Annotated in this window: 20 protein-coding genes and 1 riboswitch; of the genes, 13 read left to right on the top strand and 7 right to left on the bottom strand. The window is 56.7% G+C overall.

Features of this window, described 5'->3' with window-relative positions:
• Positions 1-36 precede the first annotated feature (36 nt).
• Entirely contained in the window at positions 37-1,467 is a 1,431-nt protein-coding gene (gene hldE / locus ACMVME_RS15765; RefSeq protein WP_068795020.1) for a bifunctional D-glycero-beta-D-manno-heptose-7-phosphate kinase/D-glycero-beta-D-manno-heptose 1-phosphate adenylyltransferase HldE, read from the top strand.
• A gap of 95 nt (positions 1,468-1,562) precedes the next feature.
• Here hldE and ubiK read toward each other — a convergent pair whose 3' ends face one another.
• Positions 1,563-1,859 (bottom strand): ubiquinone biosynthesis accessory factor UbiK, encoded by a 297-nt coding sequence (gene ubiK / locus ACMVME_RS15760; RefSeq protein WP_020883634.1) that lies wholly within the window; start codon positions 1,857-1,859, stop codon positions 1,563-1,565.
• Positions 1,860-1,976: 117 nt separating this feature from the next.
• Positions 1,977-2,127, top strand: a riboswitch (FMN riboswitch).
• Between the two features lie 105 nt (positions 2,128-2,232).
• Between ubiK and ribB the strand changes: the two genes are divergently transcribed.
• A complete protein-coding gene (gene ribB / locus ACMVME_RS15755; protein WP_014171649.1) occupies positions 2,233-2,886 on the top strand; it encodes a 3,4-dihydroxy-2-butanone-4-phosphate synthase in 654 nt (217 codons plus the stop codon).
• A gap of 67 nt (positions 2,887-2,953) precedes the next feature.
• Here ribB and zupT read toward each other — a convergent pair whose 3' ends face one another.
• Positions 2,954-3,727, bottom strand: a complete 774-nt coding sequence (gene zupT / locus ACMVME_RS15750) for a zinc transporter ZupT (protein WP_014171648.1) — start codon at positions 3,725-3,727, stop codon at positions 2,954-2,956.
• A gap of 196 nt (positions 3,728-3,923) precedes the next feature.
• Here zupT and ygiD point away from each other — a divergent pair, with 196 nt between their 5' ends.
• Entirely contained in the window at positions 3,924-4,712 is a 789-nt protein-coding gene (gene ygiD / locus ACMVME_RS15745; RefSeq protein WP_020883636.1) for a 4,5-DOPA dioxygenase extradiol, read from the top strand.
• A gap of 69 nt (positions 4,713-4,781) precedes the next feature.
• Here ygiD and ACMVME_RS15740 read toward each other — a convergent pair whose 3' ends face one another.
• The 3 genes from ACMVME_RS15740 to tolC all read right to left on the bottom strand — a co-directional run bounded on the left by ACMVME_RS15740 (position 4,782) and on the right by tolC (position 8,279).
• Positions 4,782-5,942, bottom strand: coding sequence for a glutathionylspermidine synthase family protein (locus ACMVME_RS15740; protein WP_068795019.1), 1,161 nt, complete (start codon positions 5,940-5,942; stop codon positions 4,782-4,784).
• A gap of 2 nt (positions 5,943-5,944) precedes the next feature.
• The gene (locus tag ACMVME_RS15735) at positions 5,945-6,610 is read right to left on the bottom strand and encodes a DUF1190 family protein (RefSeq protein WP_014171645.1); all 666 of its coding nucleotides are present in this window, start codon (positions 6,608-6,610) and stop codon (positions 5,945-5,947) included.
• Positions 6,611-6,800: 190 nt separating this feature from the next.
• Positions 6,801-8,279: an outer membrane channel protein TolC gene (tolC, locus tag ACMVME_RS15730; protein WP_020883637.1), complete on the bottom strand. Its 1,479-nt coding sequence runs from the start codon at positions 8,277-8,279 to the stop codon at positions 6,801-6,803.
• A gap of 204 nt (positions 8,280-8,483) precedes the next feature.
• Here tolC and nudF point away from each other — a divergent pair, with 204 nt between their 5' ends.
• The 5 genes from nudF to parE are packed head-to-tail and all read left to right on the top strand — an operon-like array spanning position 8,484 to position 12,892.
• A complete protein-coding gene (gene nudF / locus ACMVME_RS15725; protein WP_014171643.1) occupies positions 8,484-9,116 on the top strand; it encodes an ADP-ribose diphosphatase in 633 nt (210 codons plus the stop codon).
• On the top strand, positions 9,113-9,535 hold the full coding sequence (locus ACMVME_RS15720; protein WP_014833293.1) for a DUF1249 family protein: 423 nt from the start codon (positions 9,113-9,115) through the stop codon (positions 9,533-9,535). Before nudF ends, ACMVME_RS15720 begins: the two co-directional genes overlap by 4 nt.
• A 27-nt stretch (positions 9,536-9,562) precedes the next feature.
• A complete protein-coding gene (gene cpdA / locus ACMVME_RS15715; RefSeq protein WP_014171641.1) occupies positions 9,563-10,390 on the top strand; it encodes a 3',5'-cyclic-AMP phosphodiesterase in 828 nt (275 codons plus the stop codon).
• A complete protein-coding gene (gene yqiA, locus ACMVME_RS15710; RefSeq protein WP_025203008.1) occupies positions 10,390-10,971 on the top strand; it encodes an esterase YqiA in 582 nt (193 codons plus the stop codon). The genes cpdA and yqiA overlap by 1 nt, the downstream gene beginning before the upstream one ends.
• 28 nt (positions 10,972-10,999) lie before the next feature.
• Positions 11,000-12,892, top strand: a complete 1,893-nt coding sequence (gene parE / locus ACMVME_RS15705; RefSeq protein ID WP_020883640.1) for a DNA topoisomerase IV subunit B — start codon at positions 11,000-11,002, stop codon at positions 12,890-12,892.
• A gap of 83 nt (positions 12,893-12,975) precedes the next feature.
• Here the strand turns inward: parE and ACMVME_RS15700 are convergent, their stop codons facing one another.
• Positions 12,976-15,117 (bottom strand): TonB-dependent siderophore receptor, encoded by a 2,142-nt coding sequence (locus tag ACMVME_RS15700; protein ID WP_047355865.1) that lies wholly within the window; start codon positions 15,115-15,117, stop codon positions 12,976-12,978.
• 384 nt (positions 15,118-15,501) lie between these two features.
• Between ACMVME_RS15700 and ACMVME_RS15695 the strand changes: the two genes are divergently transcribed.
• From ACMVME_RS15695 to ACMVME_RS15675, 5 genes are read left to right on the top strand one after another with little or no spacing between them, the layout of a single operon-like run.
• Positions 15,502-16,314 (top strand): ABC transporter ATP-binding protein, encoded by an 813-nt coding sequence (locus ACMVME_RS15695; RefSeq protein WP_014171637.1) that lies wholly within the window; start codon positions 15,502-15,504, stop codon positions 16,312-16,314.
• Positions 16,311-17,294, top strand: a complete 984-nt coding sequence (locus tag ACMVME_RS15690) for a FecCD family ABC transporter permease (RefSeq protein WP_068795018.1) — start codon at positions 16,311-16,313, stop codon at positions 17,292-17,294. The genes ACMVME_RS15695 and ACMVME_RS15690 overlap by 4 nt, the downstream gene beginning before the upstream one ends.
• Positions 17,291-18,331, top strand: coding sequence for a FecCD family ABC transporter permease (locus tag ACMVME_RS15685; RefSeq protein WP_068795017.1), 1,041 nt, complete (start codon positions 17,291-17,293; stop codon positions 18,329-18,331). Before ACMVME_RS15690 ends, ACMVME_RS15685 begins: the two co-directional genes overlap by 4 nt.
• Before the next feature lie 9 nt (positions 18,332-18,340).
• A complete protein-coding gene (locus ACMVME_RS15680; protein ID WP_068795068.1) occupies positions 18,341-19,291 on the top strand; it encodes an iron-siderophore ABC transporter substrate-binding protein in 951 nt (316 codons plus the stop codon).
• Positions 19,288-20,175, top strand: a complete 888-nt coding sequence (locus ACMVME_RS15675) for a MurR/RpiR family transcriptional regulator (RefSeq protein ID WP_014171632.1) — start codon at positions 19,288-19,290, stop codon at positions 20,173-20,175. Before ACMVME_RS15680 ends, ACMVME_RS15675 begins: the two co-directional genes overlap by 4 nt.
• Before the next feature lie 5 nt (positions 20,176-20,180).
• Here the strand turns inward: ACMVME_RS15675 and ACMVME_RS15670 are convergent, their stop codons facing one another.
• Positions 20,181-21,020 (bottom strand): AraC family transcriptional regulator, encoded by an 840-nt coding sequence (locus ACMVME_RS15670; protein WP_014171631.1) that lies wholly within the window; start codon positions 21,018-21,020, stop codon positions 20,181-20,183.
• Between the last annotated feature and the right edge of the window lie 108 nt (positions 21,021-21,128).

Genomic DNA, 21,128 nt, shown 5'->3' with positions numbered 1-21,128 from the left:
ATCGCGCGCAAATTGTGAATCTTTCTGGAGTCAGGAATGAAAGTAACACTGCCAGAGTTTGAACGTGCTGGAGTTATGGTTGTCGGGGATGTCATGCTGGATCGCTACTGGTACGGGCCGACCAGCCGCATCTCTCCGGAAGCACCGGTACCGGTAGTTAAGGTCGACACCATTGAAGAGCGTCCTGGCGGCGCGGCAAACGTGGCGATGAACATTGCCTCTTTGGGCGCGCAGTCGCGTCTGGTTGGCTTAACCGGCATTGATGATGCGGCGCGTGCGCTGAGCAAGTCGCTGGCGGACGTGAATGTGAAGTGCGACTTCGTTTCGGTTCCGACACACCCGACGATCACCAAACTGCGCGTTCTGTCGCGTAACCAGCAGCTGATCCGCCTCGACTTCGAGGAAGGCTTTGAGGGCGTTGATCCTGAGCCGTTGCACGAGCGCATTAACCAGGCGCTGAGCACTATCGGCGCGCTGGTGCTGTCCGACTACGCCAAAGGTGCGCTGGCAAGCGTACAGCAGATGATTCAGCTCGCGCGTAAAGCCAATGTGCCCGTGCTGATCGACCCGAAAGGTACTGACTTTGAGCGCTATCGCGGCGCAACGCTGCTGACGCCAAACCTCTCTGAGTTTGAAGCGGTGGCGGGCAAATGTAAGACGGAAGAAGAGCTCGTTGAGCGCGGCATGAAGATCATTGTTGACTTCGAACTCTCCGCACTGCTGGTGACCCGCTCCGAGCAGGGGATGACGCTGCTACAGCCTGGCAAAGCGCCGCTGCATATGCCGACCCAGGCGCAGGAAGTGTATGACGTGACCGGTGCTGGCGACACGGTCATTGGCGTTCTGGCGGCGACGCTGGCGGCAGGGAACTCTCTGGAAGAAGCGTGCTACTTCGCTAATGCTGCGGCAGGCGTGGTCGTCGGCAAGCTGGGAACTTCCACCGTTTCGCCGATCGAACTGGAAAACGCGGTGCGTGGTCGTGCCGATACCGGTTTTGGCGTGATGAGCGAAGATGAGCTGAAAGTGGCCGTTGCCGCCGCCCGTAAACGCGGTGAAAAAGTGGTGATGACCAACGGCGTGTTCGACATCCTGCATGCCGGTCATGTCTCTTATCTGGCCAATGCGCGTAAGTTGGGCGACCGTCTGATTGTGGCGGTGAACAGCGATGCGTCGACGAAACGTCTTAAAGGTGAAACGCGTCCGGTGAACCCGCTGGAGCAGCGCATGATCGTGCTGGGTGCACTGGAAGCGGTGGACTGGGTGGTGTCGTTTGAAGAAGATACCCCGCAGCGCCTGATTGCCGGTATTTTGCCGGATCTGCTGGTGAAAGGCGGCGATTACAAACCGGATCAAATCGCAGGCAGCGAAGAGGTCTGGGCTAATGGCGGTGAAGTGATGGTGCTCAACTTTGAGGACGGGTGCTCAACCACCAACATCATCAAGAAGATCCAGAAAGACAGCAAATAAAGTCAGCCAATAAAAAACGGGCCATCTGGCCCGTTTTTTTCACCCTCTCTTTGCAGGAGAGGGTATCTTCGCAAACAGCCCGTTATACGCGGCTGTTATTCTGCTTCATCAACCGGTGGAATGGCCGGTGCCGGTTTTACTTCCGCTGGCGTATTGCGGTTTTCCAGCTCGTTCAGACGCTGCTCCAGCAGGGCCAGCTTCTCGCGGGTACGCAGCAGAACCTGCGTCTGCACGTCAAACTCTTCGCGGCTGACTAAATCAAGGCGAACCAACTGCGCCTGCAGCGTCTGGCGGATTTTCTTCTCTACGTCATCCCCAAACTCACGAATGCCTTTTGGCATAGACTCATGAACCTGACGCGCAATTTGCTCAATTTTCTTCGGGTCAATCATTGTGGCTTCCCTTGATAAGACGGTGTTAATGAACATTGTAGCGCGTCATGCCCCAGGATAAAGGAGATTTTATGTCTGCGCATTGCCCAGGGTAATCAATCGCGTTATAGTTATCTCGCTTATTCTCAGGGCGGGGCGAAATTCCCCACCGGCGGTAAATCAGCGTAACGCTGAAAGCCCGCGAGCGCTTTGGGTCACCACTCAAAGGACAGCAGATCCGGTGTAATTCCGGGGCCGACGGTTAGAGTCCGGATGGGAGAGAGTAACGATCAAGTCGGGCCTGGCCCGCTCACGTTATCTTTTTGCCGCTAATACGGCGCTCCTAAGACTGCCCTGATTCTGGTAACCATAATGTTAATGAGGTTTTTTTACCATGAATCAGACGCTACTTTCCTCTTTTGGCACTTCTATTGAACGTGTTGAACATGCACTGGATGCACTGCGCGAAGGCCGCGGCGTGATGGTGCTTGACGATGAAAACCGTGAAAATGAAGGCGACATGATTTTCGCCGCCGAAAACATGACCGTTGAGCAGATGGCGCTGACCATCCGTCACGGTAGCGGCATCGTGTGCCTGTGTATCAACGAAGACCGTCGTAAGCAGCTCGACCTGCCCATGATGGTTGAAAACAACACCAGCGCCTTTGGAACCGGTTTTACCGTGACCATCGAAGCGGCACATGGCGTGACCACCGGCGTGTCAGCGGCTGACCGTCTGACCACCGTACGTGCCGCGATTGCCGATGATGCGAAGCCATCAGACCTGCATCGTCCAGGCCACGTCTTCCCGTTGCGTGCGCAGGCCGGCGGTGTATTGACCCGTGGCGGTCACACCGAAGCGACCATTGACCTCGTGACCCTGGCAGGCTTTAAACCTGCGGGCGTACTGTGTGAACTCACCAACGACGATGGCACCATGGCACGTGCGCCGGAGTGCATCACCTTTGCCCGTCTGCATAATATGCCCGTGGTGACGATTGAAGATCTGGTGGAGTATCGCCAGGCGCACGCGCGCAAAGCCAGCTGAAAGGGCTGATGTGAAAAAGCCGGGGAAACCCGGCTTTTTTGTTGTGAGACGTTAATGCGCTATTGTCTTAGCCGATCCCTGCTGTTTGCAGCAGCACCAGGCTTAAGCCCATCACCGACATGCCGCACAGCACGCCATAGCTCGGGTTATTATTCGGATCGATCTCTTTCGCCAGCGGCATCAGCTCATCCACGGAGAGCGCCACCATTATCCCGGCCACGGCGGCCATGATAGCGGCCATCACCACAGGCGAGACCAGGCTGCCCAGAATCAACCACGCCAGCACGCCGCCGAGAATTTCGGCCATCCCCGAGATCCCCGCCCAGAACACCGCGGTCCGTTTCGAGCCGGTGGCGGCATAAACCGGCCCGGCCACCGCCAGTCCTTCAGGAATATTGTGCAAAGCGACCGCCAGGGCGATACCAAAGCCCATCTCCAGATTGCTGCTGGCGGTGACATAGGTTGCCACGCCTTCCGGGAAGTTGTGCAGGCTTATGCCGAGCGTTAACAGAATGGCCGTGCGCTTAATATTGCGCGGCATCGGGGTCACGCTTTTTTGCATTAAATCCTGCGGATGCGCGTGCGGCAGCATGCGGTCGAGGGCAAAGTAGCCAAGCAGGCCGAATACAAACATGCCATACCCCAGCACCGGAGACATGCCTTCGGTGCCCAGTGCGGCAGGGAGCATCTCCATCAGAGAGATGAGCAGCATGATCCCGGCAGCAAAGCCCAATGAGAAGGCCAGCACGCGGTTAGACGGCTTTTGACCAAGCACACCGAGAATGGCACCGATGAACGTTGCGGCGCCCGCCAGTATAGTCAGGATCAAGGGGACTGACATGCATTGCTCCTTATGATAATGATTATCATTAATATTAATGGTTCATTTCGGTCAAAGCGAGAGGCGAAACCCTGCTTTACACATTCCTTACATTCAAATTTCCTGATGATGATCTTCACGCTTATCTGCGTTCATCCGGGCGAGATTGCGCGTAATGTAGAACCATTAAATTGACACCTTCTGTAAGGATATCACCATGACTTCTTCCCGTATGCCAGCACTGTTTTTAGGCCACGGTAGCCCAATGAACGTTCTGGAAGACAACGTCTATACCCGAGTATGGCGTCATCTGGGCGAGACGCTACCGCGTCCGAAAGCGATTGTGGTGGTGTCTGCGCACTGGTTTACCCGGGGCACGGGCGTGACCGCCATGGAAACGCCAAAAACCATTCATGATTTCGGCGGCTTCCCGCAGGCGTTGTACGACACGCACTATCCGGCACCCGGCTCGCCAGCGCTGGCCCGACAGCTGGTGGAATTACTCGCGCCTGTGCCTGTGGCGTTGGATAACGAAGCCTGGGGCTTTGACCATGGCTCGTGGGGCGTACTGATAAAGATGTATCCCGAGGCAGACATCCCAATGGTGCAGTTGAGTATCGACAGCACTAAACCGGCGGCCTGGCACCTGGAGATGGGGCGAAAACTGGCGACCTTACGCGACGAGGGCATCATGCTGATCGCAAGCGGCAACGTGGTACACAACCTGCGTACAGCGCGCTGGCACGGTGAGAACACGCCATACCCGTGGGCGACATCTTTTAACGATTACGTGAAAGCAAATCTGACCTGGCAAGGGCCGGTTGAGGAGCATCCGCTGGTGAACTATCTGGATCACGAAGGCGGTTCACTCTCTAACCCGACGCCGGAACATTTCCTGCCGTTGCTGTATGTACTGGGCGCGTGGGATGGTCAGGAGCCGATCAGCATACCGGTCGATGGCATTGAGATGGGAAGCTTAAGTATGTTGTCGGTGCAGATTGGATAACGTATGCGTGCCTTTCCCAAAGAGAAAGGGCCGGGGTGAGGGCTTCCGCTCGCACCCCGGCACACCCGATCACTCGACGAAAATGTGCGGATAGAACCGTGACAGATCCTGCGTGATCAGCGCGCGATCTTCGCGGATGCCAATCCCGGCTGGCTGATCGTTGATGAGCCAGCTGCCAATCAGGGTATAGCTGTCACCAAACTTCGGCAGTTGATAAAACGCCTGGACGATCATTCCTTCCTCGCCGTAAGGCCCTTCAACGGCTTCCAGCGTTTTGCCATCTTCAATAATCGACACGTTCGCCCCTTCGCGGGAGAAGATCGGTTTAACGACGTATTTCTCCATCGGCGGGTGATCGTCTTCTGCAAAGTAAGCCGGCAGCAGGTTCGGATGGTTCGGGAACATCTCCCACAGCATCGGCAGCAGGGCTTTGTTGGAGATAATGCTCTTCCATGCCGGCTCCAGCCAGCGCACGCCGGCGTCTTCCAGCTTGGTGGAGAACATTTCACGCAGCATGTATTCCCACGGGTAGAGCTTGAACAGGTTGCTTATCACCTGATCCTGCAGGTCAGTAAACTGACCTTTCTCACCCAGGCCGATATCTTCGATATAGAGAAACTCGGTCGCCACTTCAGCTTCGGCCGCGCAGTCCTGCAGATATTGCACCGTGCCACGGTCTTCTTCCGTGTCGCGGCAGCAGGCAAGGTGCAGCAGATTAAAACCATGCTGTTCGCGCAGTTCGGCGAAACGCTCAATCAGCTTTTCCTGCAGGCTGTTGAACTGGTCGCTGCCTTGCGGCAGGTTGCCGGCATTGGCCTGGTCTTCCAGCCAGATCCACTGGAAGAACGCCGCTTCGTACAGCGAGGTTGGCGTATCAGCATTGTTTTCCAGAAGCTTAGGATCGCCCACGCCGTCCCACGCCAGATCCAGACGTGAGTAAAGCGAAGGCTGGTGGGTTTTCCACGACTGGCGGACGAAACTCCAGGTGTGCTTCGGAATGCGGAACTTCGCCATCAGCGCGTCGCTGTCGATGACTTTATCCACCACTTTCAGGCACATCTGGTGCAGCTCGGCGGTCACCTCTTCCAGTTTCTCAACCTGGGCAAGCGTGAGCTTGTAGTAAGCGTCTTCACACCAGTATGGCTCGCCGTACATGGTGTGGAAGTTAAAACCGTATTCGGTCGCTTTTTCGCGCCAGTCCGGGCGCTCGGTGATACTGACTCGTTCCATGATCAGCCGCCCATTGAGCGAGTGGACGTGCCTGACGCGCTACGCTGCATGCTGGTCTGTTTCGCCACAGACTCACCGAACCCGCCACGGGTAATGGTGCTGGTGGTCGCGGGTTTCGGAGCCATCGCCGTTTTCGGTACGGTTACGGAGCGGCCAGGGGTGGCTGCGCCATAGCCTTTGCCGCTGGCATCGGTATATTGACCATAAGCCGGGCTGGCCGGGTTTTTCGAGCTAAACAGCGGCTGCTGCTGGTAACCCGCACCGCCACTCATCAGGCGGCCCATCATGTAACCTGCCATCAGCGGCATCCAGAAACTGCCGCTGGACTGGGCCTGTGCCTGGTTTTCAGGGGCTGTGCCTGCCTGAGCCGGTGCCTGCTGACACTGACCTTCACCGAACTCTGCCACGCAGTCTTCACGTGAAGCATATTTCGGCGCAGTACGTTCCGCCTCTTTCAGGGCGTTGGTATATGCCGTTTTACACTCTGCGGCGTTGCCGGTTGCAGCAGAACAGTCGTCCGCGTTTTGATAAAGCGAAACTGTTTCATCGCTTTTCTCACAGCCTGCCAGCATAAAGACTGCCGTGACGGCCAGCGCAACAGGGGTGAGATGACGCGCGTTCCAGCTTTTGCGGAACGAAGCGTGATTGATAGATTTTGTCCGTTTCATCGTTGTCTTCCTGGACCCAGTGGTAATAACGCTCAGGATAGAGGATGAGTGGTTGAAAATGAAGCGATGATGGCCGGAATGAGGGGGATCTTTACGTTGGCTTACGTTCAGGTGTGATTTGCGTACGCCCTCTCCCGAAAGGAGAGGGGTATAGCGAAGGCATCAGGCCGCAATGGGCCCGATGACATGCTTAATTGCGGAACGGATTGTTACCGCTGCTGGCGGGGGCAGTCGTACGTGCGGCAGCTGGCTGCGCGGCAGGTGCAGCACCGTTACCGTTGAAGTTATCAACGGCGGCAACCTGCTCAGGGTTCTCTGGCGCAACATTTTCCGGAGAAGTAGAGACAGGTTTACCCAGGGTGCTGTTCAGCATCTGCAGATCCTGCTCGTTCAACGTACCCAGCGCCTGTTTGATGTTCAGCTGGTTAATCAGGTACTGGTAACGAGCGCTGGAGAGCTGCTGTTTCGCGTTGTACAGCGTGGTGGTTGCGTCCAGGACGTCAACGATGGTACGCGTACCCACGGAGTAACCCGCTTCCATGGCATCAAGAGAGCTCTGCGCAGACACAACGGCCTGTTTGTAGGCGTTGATGCTGCTGATAGAGGCATTCACGTTGTTGAAGGACGAACGAACGGTCTGTACCACGTTGCGGTGGGCACTTTCCAGCTGTTCGCTCGCGCCAACAAAGTTGTACTGCGCCTGTTTCACCTGAGAGGTCACCTGGCCGCCCTGGTACAGTGGCAGCGAGAAGTTCAGACCCACTTTGTTCTGACCCATGTTGCTGTCGTCGTACTGGGACGTGTTCGTTTTAGAACCACTGTAAGTGGTATCAGACACGCCGGTAGACGCGCTCAGGCTCAGGGTCGGCAGGTGGCCGTCCTGTGCCTGACGGATTTGCTCGCGGGCCAAATCCTGGCTCAGACGCGCCTGCAGTAACGTCAGGTTGCGGTTTTCCGCTTCTTTCAGCAGGGCGTTAACGGCCTGCGGTTTATCCGTTTTGAAGCTGTCGACGTTCAAAGACGCCAGCTCAGGGTAGTAATTCCCGGTAACCTGACGCAGGGATTCCAGCGCGTTATCGAGGTTGTTACGTGCGGTCACTTCGTTGGCCAGGACGCTATCGTATTGTGAACGGGCGTTCTGAACGTCAGTGATTGCCACCAGACCCACATTGAAACGCTGGGTGGTTTGATCTAACTGGCGGTAAATCGCCTGTTTCTGCGCTTCGGTGTAGGAGAGCGAGTCAATTGCGCTCAGCACGTTGAAGTATGCGGTGGCGGTGTTCAGAATCAGCGTCTGCTGATCGGTCTGATACGTCACATCCTGGATGCCCGCGCTCTTTTCCTGCAGGGTCAGGGCGCGCCATTTGGACATATCAAACAGCGTCTGTGTTAATTGCAGTGAGGCGCTGGTAGCATTGGAGTTAACGCCATTGGCGTCGCGGAAACCGTTGCTGTAGGTATAATCTGCACCTAAACCTAACTGTGGCAGCAATGGGCTACGCGCTTCGTTAATCTTTTCAAACGCAGCATCACGATCGGCCGCTGATTTACGTAAATCAGGGTTGCCCAGACGTGCCTGCTGGTAGACCTGTAACAGGTTTTCCGCCTGGCTCATTGCACTGAAGCCCGTCAGGCTCAGGCCGATAAGGATGGGGAGCAATTTCTTCATTTGCATTCCTTGTTGTGAAGCAGTATTAGCGCTGATCTAATTAAAAAATAATTGCCGATTCTAACAGAATCTTCCATACCAAAAGGTTGGCGTTACGTGCCATCTGGCGGTAATTTGCACCAATCTACCATATAGCCTTACAAACGGCAGCCAAACAGCCTTGAAATTCATAATTTCATCACCATTGCTACCAGGACTCGACTCATGCAAAAACCAGAAAACTTGCCCGTGACATTCGCGAAAAACGATGTAGAAATTATTGCACGAGAAACGCTTTATAGCGGTTTTTTTTCAATGGAACTTTACCGTTTCAGGCATCGCCTGTTTAACGGCGAAATGAGCGGTGAAATCAGACGCGAAATTTTTGAGCGCGGGCATGCGGCAGTCTTGCTACCCTTTGACCCAGTGCGTGATGAAGTCGTGCTGGTGGAGCAGATCCGTATTGCCGCGTATGACGTCAGCGCCAGCCCCTGGCTGCTGGAGATGGTGGCCGGCATGATTGAAGAGGGCGAATCGGTCGAAGATGTTGCCCGCCGCGAGGCGCTGGAAGAGGCGGGGCTGGTGGTTGGCCGGACAAAACCGGTGCTGAGCTATCTGGCAAGCCCAGGCGGCACCAGCGAGCGCTTGTCCATTATGGTGGGCGAAGTGGACGCCACGACGGCGGAAGGGATCCACGGTCTGGCAGATGAAAACGAAGATATTCGGGTTCATGTGGTGAGTCGGGAGCAGGCTTATCAGTGGGTAGAAGAGGGGAAAATCGACAACGCAGCGTCTGTCATCGCTCTGCAATGGCTGCAACTGCATTATCAGACTTTACGAAACGAGTGGAAAAAATGAAGCGTTATACACCTGACTTCCCAGAAATGATGCGCCTGTGCGAAACCAATTTCGCACAATTGCGCCGCCTGCTGCCGAAAAACGACGCACCCGGCGAAACGGTGAGCTATCAGGTGAGCAACGCGCAGTATCGATTAACGATAACAGAATCAACGCGCTACACTACGCTTGTCGAAATTGAACAAACGGCGCCCAGCATTAGCTACTGGAGCCTGCCGTCGATGACGGTGCGCCTTTACCATGACGCGATGGTCGCTGAAGTGTGTTCAAGCCAGCAGATCTTTCGCTTCAAAGCGCGGTATGATTATCCGAATAAAAAGTTGCATCAACGCGACGAAAAGCATCAAATTAACCAGTTTTTAGCCGACTGGCTAAGATATTGTTTAGCACATGGAGCAATGGCGATTCCGGTTTGTTAGCGTCATAAACCTACCTAAGGACACCATTTGGAAAGCCTGTTGAACCTGACTGTTGCTGGTGGGGCACCAGTCAGGATATTACAAATCACCGATACCCACCTTTTTGCCGAAAAGCATGAAACTCTGCTTGGGGTGAATACCTGGGAGAGCTATCAGGCGGTACTTAGCGCCATTCACGCTGAAAATCGCCCATGCGATCTGATTGTCGCGACGGGCGATCTGGCGCAGGACCAATCCTCCGCGGCCTACCAGCATTTCGCTGAAGGCATCGCGAGTTTTAGCGTGCCTTGCGTCTGGCTACCGGGAAACCACGATTTCCAGCCTGCCATGTACAGCTCGCTGCAGGATGCGGGGATCTCTCCGGCAAAATGTGTTTTTGTGGGTGACCACTGGCAGATCCTGCTGCTGGACAGCCAGGTCTTTGGCGTCCCACACGGTGAGTTAAGCGACTTTCAACTCGACTGGCTTGAGACCAAACTGTCTGCCGAACCTGAACGTCATACGCTGCTGTTGCTGCATCATCATCCTTTGCCGGCGGGCTGTAGCTGGCTTGATCAACACAGCCTGCGCAACTCTGCCGCGCTGGACAGAGTGTTGGCGAAATTCCCGCGGGTGCAGAATCTCCTGTGCGGACACATTCATCAGGAGCAGGATCTCGACTGGAATGGCCGCCGACTGCTGGCCACGCCCTCGACCTGCGTTCAGTTCAAGCCGCATTGCGCAAACTTTACCCTGGACACCATTGCACCGGGCTGGCGCTGGCTCGAACTGCATCCCGATGGCCTGCTCACCACGGAAGTCTGCCGTTTAACCGGCGCAAAATTCCGCCCGGACACCGCTTCAGAAGGCTATTGATGTCTACGCTCCTCTATCTGCACGGATTCAACAGTTCGCCGCGCTCCGCGAAAGCGACGCAGTTTCGCCAGTGGCTGAGCGAACATCACCCGCACGTTGAGATGATTATCCCTCAACTGCCGCCTTACCCGGCGGAAGCCGCAGAAATGCTGGAATCGGTTGTGATGGAACACGGCGGCGAATCGTTCGGCGTGGTCGGTTCTTCGCTGGGCGGATATTACGCCACCTGGCTCTCGCAATGTTTTATGCTGCCTGCGGTGGTGGTTAACCCGGCGGTTCGGCCATTTGAGCTGCTGCGGGACTTTCTCGGGCAAAACGAGAACCCCTACACCGGCCAACAATATGTGCTAGAGTCACGCCATATTTACGATCTCAAAGTTATGCAGGTAGACCCGCTTGAAGCGCCCGATCTTATCTGGTTGCTGCAACAGACGGGTGATGAAGTGCTGGATTACCGCCAGGCAGTGGCGTATTACGCATCCTGCCGCCAGACTATAGAAGAAGGCGGAAACCATGCTTTCACGGGCTTTGAGAATCATTTCACCCAGATTGTCGATTTTCTTGGACTGCACAGCCACTGACAATCAATGCGAACTGCTAGTTTAAATCATGACGCAAACCTATAACGCTGATGCCATTGAGGTACTCACCGGGCTTGAGCCGGTTCGCCGCCGCCCTGGGATGTACACCGATACGACACGCCCAAACCATCTGGGCCAGGAAGTTATTGATAACAGTGTGGATGAAGCGCTGGCTGGCCATGCCAAACGCGTTGACGTCATCCTCCATGCCGATCAGTCGCTGGAAGTCATCGACGACGGACGCGGCATGCCGGTGGACATCCACCCGGAAGAGGGTGTGCCAGCCGTTGAGCTGATCCTCTGTCGTCTTCATGCGGGCGGTAAGTTCTCCAACAAAAACTACCAGTTCTCGGGTGGTTTGCACGGCGTGGGGATCTCCGTGGTTAACGCCCTGTCCAGACGCGTGGAAGTCAACGTCCGCCGCGACGGTCAGGTGTATAACATCGCCTTTGAAAACGGCGAGAAGGTGCAGGATCTGCAGGTCGTCGGCACGTGCGGCAAGCGCAATACCGGAACCAGCGTCCACTTCTGGCCTGACGAAAGCTTCTTCGACAGTCCTCGTTTCTCTGTTTCACGCCTGACGCACCTGCTGAAAGCCAAAGCGGTACTGTGCCCTGGCGTGGAAATTACCTTTAAAGATAACGTCAACAACACCGAACAGACCTGGCGCTATGAAGACGGTCTGAACGACTATCTGTGCGAAGCCGTTAACGGCCTGCCAACCCTGCCGGAAAAACCGTTTGTCGGTAATTTCACCGGTGATACGGAAGCGGTGGACTGGGCGCTGTTGTGGCTGCCGGAAGGCGGCGAGCTGCTGACCGAAAGCTACGTCAACCTGATCCCGACCATGCTTGGCGGTACGCACGTCAACGGTCTGCGTCAGGGGTTGCTGGATGCAATGCGCGAGTTCTGCGAATACCGCAACATTCTGCCCCGCGGCGTGAAGCTGTCGGCGGAAGATATCTGGGATCGCTGCGCCTACGTCCTGTCGGTGAAGATGCAGGATCCGCAGTTCGCCGGTCAGACCAAAGAACGTTTGTCCTCACGTCAGTGTGCGGCGTTCGTCTCCGGCGTGGTCAAAGATGCTTTCACCCTGTGGCTGAACCAGAACGTGCAGGCCGCCGAGATGCTGGCAGAAATGGCCATTTCCAGCGCCCAGCGTCGTCTGCGTGCCGCCAAGAAGGTGGTGCGTAAAAAACTGACCAGTGGCCCGGCGCTTCCGGGCAAGCTGGCGGACTGTACCGCGCAGGATCTGAACCGCACCGAGCTGTTCCTCGTGGAAGGGGACTCGGCAGGGGGCTCTGCCAAGCAGGCGCGCGATCGTGAATATCAGGCGATCATGCCGCTCAAGGGTAAGATCCTGAACACCTGGGAAGTGTCGTCGGATGAAGTGCTGGCCTCGCAGGAAGTGCATGATATCTCCGTTGCGATCGGCATCGATCCGGACAGCGACGATCTGAGCCAGCTGCGCTACGGTAAGATCTGTATCCTCGCGGATGCGGACTCCGATGGTCTGCACATCGCTACTCTTCTGTGCGCGCTGTTTGTGAAGCACTTCAGGACGCTGGTGAAAAACGGTCACGTCCACGTGGCGCTGCCGCCGCTCTACCGTATCGACCTCGGCAAAGAGGTTTACTACGCGCTGACGGAAGAGGAAAAAGCGGGCGTACTGGAACAGCTCAAGCGTAAGAAGGGCAAACCGAACGTGCAGCGCTTTAAAGGGCTGGGCGAGATGAACCCGATGCAGTTGCGCGAAACCACGCTGGATCCAAACACCCGCCGCCTGGTGCAATTGACCATCAGCGACGAAGACGAACAGCAAACCAACGCCATGATGGATATGCTGCTTGCTAAGAAGCGTTCGGAAGACCGACGCAACTGGCTGCAGGAAAAAGGCGATATGGCGGATATTGAGGCCTGATGCCCTCTCTTTACCCCTCTCCCACCGGGAGAGGGGATGGAACGAAGGCCCGGTAGGCGCTAGCGCCACCGGGCTTTTTTACATCAAAATTCCATCTTCACCGTAAACTGCACTTCACGTGGATCGCCTGGCTGGTTGCCGAGGTTATTGGTCGCAATCGACGAGGTGTAGTAGGTCTTATCAAACAGGTTCTTCACGTTGACCTGCAGCGTCACCGGATACTGTAGCTTCATTTTATAGGCCGCAAAGGCATCAGCAACTACGTACCCTGGCAAATAATAATCCGCACCGTTGGTCGCGGAGCGACGGCTCACGCCGTGTCCACCGCCGCCGATTGTCAGGGTATTCCCGCCGATGACGTTGTGAATATCGTACGTCAGGAACAGCGAACCGGTATGGCGCGGCACGTTTGGCAGCGGTTTGCCGGCATAATCCGGGTCTTCCAGCACTTTCGCGTCGGTGTAGCCATAGCTGGCAATAATATTGGTGTTCTCGGTCAGAGAGCCTGCCAGATCCACTTCCACGCCCTGCGAGCGCACGCGGCCAGCGGTTTTAGCAATGTTTTCACCCGCCACGCTTTCGGTGTACAGCACGTTGCGCTTGTGGATATCAAACAACGCGATGTTGGCGGTAATGCCGTTGAACAGGTCAAATTTAGCGCCGACTTCGTAGGCATTGGACGTTTCTGGCGGCAGGTCGCCAATGTAGCTCGCGATGGACGATTGCGGCATAAACGTCTGGGCGTAGTTAGCAAACAGCGAGACGGATGGCGTGAGCTTGTAGACCAGCCCCAGCTTTGGCGTCCACTGCTCGTCGCGGCTGTCGGTATTGACGTTGAACGGCCGGCCCTTGCCCGCGTACTGGGTGTAATACTGATAACGCAGCCCGGCGACGGCAATCCATTTATCCGTCAGGTACAGGGCGTCCTGAGCATAAGCGGAGTAACTCTCCTGTTTGAGCGTCTGATCGCTGTCCGCGGCGGAAACGGTCGTACACTTGCTCAGATTGCCGTAAGACGGATGGTAAATATTGAAATCTTTTACATTCTTACAGCGAATCATATCCGTGCGCAGCAGGTCGTAATTCTCATACGACACGCCGGTCAGGATCTCATTGTAAAAGCCCGCGATATCCACGTTCCCCTGCAGGTCTGCACGGGTGGAATGCATGCGCTGCGTTGATCCTTGCGTCGCATCCACACGACGGGTCAGGTTGCCGGTTTTCGCGTCATAGGCCATCACCCGCGCCTGGTTATCGCTGTATTTATCCTGGCTGTAGCTGTAATCGAACTTCGCCGTCCACTGGCTGTTAAGGCGGTATTCCGCGTTGAGCTGCGCCAGATCGGACTGGCCATCGGTAATGTTGAACGGCTCGTCAAAGCGGGTTTTACGGTCAACATTCACCGGCTGTTTGGTCGTGAGATCGAAGATCGTACCGCGATCGAACGGCGTCTTATAATCACGATGTGAATAGAGCACGGTCACGGTGGCGTCATCGCCAAACCAGGTCAGCGAGGGCGCGATAAAGGTGCTGCGCGCCTTGCCGAAACTTCGCCAGTAATCTTCGTCCTGGTACTCGCCCGTCAGGCGGTAAGCCAGGCGCGTTCCTTCAATGGGACCTGTGACATCGAGCTGGCCGGTACCGCCGCCAAAACTTGAGGAGGTGCCCGAGATCGAACCGCCAAACTGTTTTTCCGGACGTCGGGTGACCACATTGATAAGCCCTCCCGGATCGAGGATGCCGTACAGCGTTGAGGCCGGTCCCTTGAGGACTTCCACACGCTCGGTGGCTGCGTTAAAGCTGCGCGGCAGCACGGTGCGCAGGCCGTTGGTCATGATTGAGCCGTCGCGGTTCGCGCCAAATCCACGGCGTACAAACGCATCCTGCGTGCCGCCCAGCGTGTTGGTCTGCACCACGTTACTGACGTTATAGAGGGCTTCATCCAGCGTGGTAGCGTGCTGATCTTCCAGCACTTTATCGCTGACAGTATTTACCACCTGCGGGATATCCAGCATCGGCATATTGGTCAGTGTGGCGGTGGAGGTGTTCAGCGGCTGATAGCCGTTGGTGGCATCGGCCACGGCATTAGGATCGGCGGTGACGGTAAGCGTTTCGCCGTCCTGAGCCGCGGTGTTGTCTGCTGCCTGCACCAGCGGCGCCATAAACAGCAGTGAAAAGAGCGCGCGCCCTTTTACCCCAGAGAGTGAAGGAGTGAACGTAGCCATTACATCTGTTTTCCCGAAATATCCCGCGAATGAAGCTTCACGGAAGAATGTGTGAGTCATTGCCCTTTACGGTCTGCTCGTTAGCCATCGCTGGCATCGAACATGTAATTGAGAATCATTCAATCATGCGCTGATGTAGTAGTAAATGGAAAAAAGCAAAAATCGACTACAGCTTTACGCCCCCTCTGATACTTAGCGTGGTAAGTAATTAACTTGTTGAAAATAAATTAATTAATTCGTTTAGCGGTTTTCCCGTTCCTGCACGATAACCCTGGGTTTTTAAGGGTGTTTCTTCTCTTGACTACTACATGGCGCAGCGGCAAACTCTCAAAAGAGAATGAGTTTTATTTTTATTTGTTAGTTTTTTATTAAGTTGGCGTTCACGTGGCTCACAACACGAATAAGTCAGGGCTGGTTCTTGAGAACCTCTCTGCTGGCTATCAGAAAAAAATCATCGTCGATGAGATCTCGCTTGCGATCCCCCCACAGAAAATAACCGTTCTGGTGGGCGCGAACGGCTGTGGAAAATCCACGCTACTGAGCACGATCGCACGTTTGCTGCAACCGCTCGGGGGAGCTGCGCTGCTGGATGGCAAAGCCATTCATCAACAGCCAACCAAAGCGGTCGCCCGTCAGCTGGGCATTCTGCCGCAGTCACCGCTGTTGCCGGAAGGGTTAACCGTGTTTGAGCTGGTTTCGCGCGGGCGTTTCCCCTGGCAAAATTTTATGCGCCAGTGGAGTGACGAAGACGAGCAGGCCGTGGAAGAGGCACTGCGCCTGACCGGTACGGCGGAGTTTGCCCATTTGCCGGTGGAAAGCCTTTCCGGCGGCCAGCGTCAGCGCTGCTGGATTGCGATGGCGCTGGCGCAGCAAACGCCCTATATCCTGCTCGACGAGCCGACAACGTTTCTTGACCTCCGCTATCAGGTGGAAATCCTTGAACTGCTGCATACGCTGACCCGCCAGCACGGGCGCACCGTCGTGGTGGTGCTGCACGATCTTAACTTCGCGGTGAACTACGGTGATTCCCTGGTCTTTTTACGCCAGGGGAAAGTAGAGGGTGTGCTTCACGAGGGCGATACCTGTACGCCGGAACTGATCAAAGCGGTGTTTGAGGTTGACGTACATATGTCAGTTAATCCGCTCACTGGCAAACCGTTCTTCATGCCGTTTCGCCAGGTCGCAGAAAAATCATGATGCGAACGTCACTGGCTTTTCTGCTCTTTGCGCTGCTGCTGGTGATGGGCGCAATTGCACACCTGGGCACGGGCGCGCGCGTTATTTCTCCCCTGACGGTCGTGCAAGCTTTTGTCGATTTCGACCCGCGCAATTTCGACCATAACATCATTATCAGGCTGCGCCTGTTACGCCTCCTTGCGGCCATGCTTACCGGCGCTGCACTTGGCGTGGCAGGCGTCTTGCTGCAGTCCGTTATCCGTAACCCGCTGGGTGAGCCACATATTCTGGGGCTGAATGCCGGCGCCGCGCTGGCCGTCGTGCTGACAAGCGCACTCGGGTTCACCCTGCCGTTTGGTCGCCCGCTGATTGCCGCCGCCGGCGCCGCCGCGCTGTTTCTGCTGGTACTGATGCTCTCCTCTTCGGGACGCACCGGGTTGACGCCGATGAAAGTCACCTTGTGCGGGGTGGCGATGTCGGCGTTCGCCTCCTCGATTACCGCCACGGTCCTGATCCTCGATGAGCAGACGCTTCTCGCCTTACGCACCTGGCTGGCGGGGGATTTGGCCGGAATAACAGAAAGAATGCTTCGCAGCGCTTCGTGGGCCGCTGGCGCGGGTTTCGCCCTTGCGCTCTGGCTGTCGCCGTCACTCAATATGCTGGCACTGGGGGACCGGATGGCCCAGGGGCTTGGCGTATCGCTTCTCAGGACACGCCTGTTCGCGCTGCTGGCAATCGCGCTGCTGTGCGGCGCGGCAGTCTCCGTTGCCGGACCGATTGGTTTTATTGGCCTCGTGGTGCCGCAGCTGATACGGCGTCTGGTGACGGTGGATCTGCGCGTGATGGTGCCGCTTTCAGCCCTGTGTGGAGGGTTGGTTTTGCTACTGGCGGATCTCGCCGCCCGCACGCTGTTTACCCCTTATGAACTGGCGACCGGCATTATGACCGCGCTGGTCGGTGCTCCCGTCTTTATCTTTATGGCCTCGAGGGCGTTCAAATGAGCCGGGCCGGACTGCGCGCGTTGCGTATAGGCACTTTTTCTACGCTGGTACGCCCGAGGGCGCTGGCCTGCCTTGCGCTGATTTCGCTCGCGGCCTTTATCCTGCTCGGGTTTGGCCTGACGCACGGCTCGCTGCCGATCCCGACGTCGGCCATCGGACGGGCGCTGCTGTATCCGCAAAATCTGGAGGCGGATACGCGCTACATCGTGATGGATATCCGTCTGCCGCGTCTGCTGATGGCGGTGTTATGCGGTGCCATGCTCGGCATGGCGGGGGCAGCGATGCAGTCTGTCACCCGTAATGGCCTTGCCGACCCGGGGCTTATCGGCGTGAAAGAGGGATGTAGCGCGGCGGTGCTGGTGCTGATTTTTCAGTTCCCGGCGCTCAGCCTAGCCTGGCGACCGCTGGCGGGAATGGCGGGGGGCATACTCACCGCGCTGCTGGTGGTGGCGCTGGCGCGCGATATTTCGCGGCCGCGATTTATCCTGACGGGGATCGGCGTTTCCTGGGCGTTTGCCGCGGCAATGGGGGTCTTTATGACCACCGCCGACGTGCGTGACGTGCAGACGGCGATGCTGTGGCTGGCGGGAAGCCTGCATGCAGCAAACTGGACGCTGGTAGGCATTGCGGCAGCCTGGACGCTGCCGGCATTTGTGCTATTGCTGTTGACCGCGCGCGCCGCAGACGTGGCCCTGATGGGCAACCCCACCGCAACGGGGCTTGGCGTACACACCTCACGGCTGGCGCTGCTGCGCGTGCTTGCCCCGGTGGTGCTGACCGCGGCCTGCGTCTCGTGCGTGGGCAGTATCGGTTTTGTGGGACTGATTGCGCCACATATGGCACGCCTGCTGCTGCGCGGCGGACAAACCGCGCTGCTGGCGGGAAGTGCCGTGCTGGGGGCGTTGCTGGTTCTGCTGGCAGATAACGTCGGACGTCTGGCTTTCCTGCCGCTGCAGCTGCCGGCAGGCGTAGTCATTTCATTGATTGGCGGACCGTTTTTCCTGCTGCTGCTCTGGCAGCGACGGGACAGATTTTAGGGGATGGTGATGCGTATACTTTTTTCGATGTTGTTGCTGGTGGGGTTTGCCGTGAGTGCGGCGGAGCCAACACAGACGTTTACCGACGATCTGAACCGCAAGGTGACTGTGCCCCTTCACCCGAAGCGGATTGTCTCGTTGCACGATCTGGATATCACCATTCCGCTGATTGAGCTCGGCGTGCCGCCAGTGGCAAGCCACGGGCGCACGCGGCCGGACGGTAGCCATTTTCTGCGCGCCAGCGGCATGCTGACGGGCGTTGATTTTGATAACGCCGACATCAAATTTATCGGCTCCGCGGATATCGACATCGAGGCCATCGCCGCTGCAAAGCCGGATTTAATCATCACCGAACCGACCCGTAACACGCCGGTTGAACAGCTGGAGAAAATTGCCCCGACGGTGAGTATCGATCATCTCGATGGCGGCGCGCCGGAGATCTACCGCAAGCTGGCACAGCTCACGGGCACCGAAGCCCGGTTGAAGATCCTTGAACGTCGCTATCAGGAGCAGATTAACGCCCTGAAAGCGACCATCGACACCCGCAACATCACCGTGTCGGTGATACAGGCCAACCAGGGCAAAATCAACGCCATGCACAGCTACCACTCGCTGGGGCGCGTGCTGCGCGACGCAGGATTCACATTCCCGCCGCTGATTGAGTCCATCCCTGACGGCGGTCGAATTGACGTCAGCGCCGAACGTCTGCCCGAGCTGGATGCAGATTTTGTCTTTGCCACCTGGCGCGGGGATACCGGCGGCAAACCGCAGGATGAGCTGGCAGCGATGGATGCCGTGATGCCTGGCTGGTGTCAGTTCCTCAATGCCTGTCGCACCGGCCACTACATACTGATCTCCCGTGAAGAGGCCATCTCGAACTCCTTTGCCTCCTTAGGCCTGATGGCCGCCCAGGTGCAGTCGCAGATTGCCGGTCGACCGCTGCCGGAGGCGTCACAGTGATCAGAAAAGACAAAGCCCGGGTTGATGTCTATGGCGACCGCTTTCGCTCGCGGGGGCACCAGCTCACGCCGCGCCTGCTGCAGGTTGCGCGTTACATCAATGAAAACCGCGAAGCGGTGATGGAGCAGACGGCGATGGAGATTGCTGCGTTGCTGAAAACCTCGGACGCTACGGTGGTTCGCGCCATTCAGGCTCTTGGCTTTGCCGGGCTGCGTGACCTGAAGCAGACTCTGGAGCAGTGGTTTGGGCCGGTGGTCTCCTCCAGCGAAAAAATGTCCACTACGGTGAATACGCTCACCAGCGACGTGAACGCGAGCATCGATTTTGTGCTGGAAGGGCATCAGCATACCTGTGACGTGCTGTCCGAGCCGCACAACCGCTACGCAATGGCGCAGGCGGTGTCGTTGCTGGCGCAGGCACGTCAGGTCGCGATCTTTGGGATTGGGGCTTCCGGCATTCTGGCCGAGTACACTTCCCGGCTGTTCAGCCGTATCGGCCTGCCCGCTATTGCACTCAACCGCACCGGCATTGGTCTGGCAGAGCAGTTGATAGCCTTACAGCGCGGCGACGTGCTGGTGATGATGGCGCAAAAATCGGCCCACCGGGAAGGACAAACCACGCTGCGTGAAGCGAAACGGCTGGGTATTCCCACGATATTGCTGACCAATGCTACGGACTCGCGCTTCAGCAAAGAGGCCAGCGTGGTGATCCACGTTCCGCGCGGCGGTGAAAAGGGCAAAATTCCGCTCCACGGCACGGTGCTGCTGTGTCTGGAGATGATCATTTTGTCTGTAGCGTCAACGGAGCCCCAGCGCACCATCAGGTCGATGAAGCGCATTAACGAATTTCATCGCGGGTTAAAACCGGGCAAGAAGAGCGGGTGAGGGGATCACGCCGCGCCATGATTTTTCCGGTACTGCAGCGGCGTCTCGCCAATCCCTTTTTTAAAGGCGCTGATAAACCACGTCACGTCGGAAAATCCCACCCGCGCGGCAATCTCACGCACGCTGGCATTGCTGTGCAGCAAGTACTCGCAGGCTTTTCGCAGCCGTAGCGTATTCAGATAGTCGTGGATCTTCTCGCCTGTTTCCGCATGAAATTTTCGCGATACATAGCTGCGTGATTTTCCCAGCTCAGCCGCCAGCGCATCCAGGCGAAATTTCTCCCGATAGTGCTCATCCAGCCAGAACATCACCTGGCTTGCCACGCCCTGACTGCTCCCCGGGGCACCGTCGTTATCATCTGGCAGCATGGCAAACAGGCTAATCAACAGCCCGGCAATGTTTTCGCTGTTCAGCGGCGGCTGATAACAGCCAAGAAGATAATCGATATGCTTCTGGCAATGCGCCAGGTCAGCGACCCAGGCCTCGCCGCCACGACGAGACAGCTTCTGCAGACGCTGCTGAGCCTGCGGAAAATCACGCAGGGTTTTCAGTACGGCATGCTGGTCGAGATGAATAATGGTGCGCCTGTAAAGGGCTTCTGCCTTCTCGTCCACCATCACCTTATGCAGGGTAAACGGTGGGAAGAAAAACAGCCGCCCGGGGCGCATGGTGTAATGACGGTTATCGACAATCGCCACGCCAAAGCCTTCTTCCACATAGAGAATTTCCAGACACTGATGCCAGTGGTGATAGCGCACCGTATTGGCGAACAGGCGGCTAAACGACACCACGGTGTCATTTAAGGTAATCAGCTCCAGATGATCGGATGTTGGCGTGTCGCGCATAGTGCAATAAAACTCAACTTTTTCCCGTCAGAATCTCTTTATAAACCACCTTTTTAAATTTTCTTAACTGCGGGTTTATTCATCGCTCTTAGCTGTGACATGGCTAAC

Origin of the sequence: Enterobacter cloacae complex sp. 2024EL-00711 (genome assembly GCF_047529885.1) — a bacterium.
Classification (GTDB): Bacteria; Pseudomonadota; Gammaproteobacteria; order Enterobacterales; family Enterobacteriaceae; genus Enterobacter; species Enterobacter ludwigii.
Note: the sequence above shows the minus strand (reverse complement) of the source record. Positions and strands in the feature narration are given on the sequence as shown.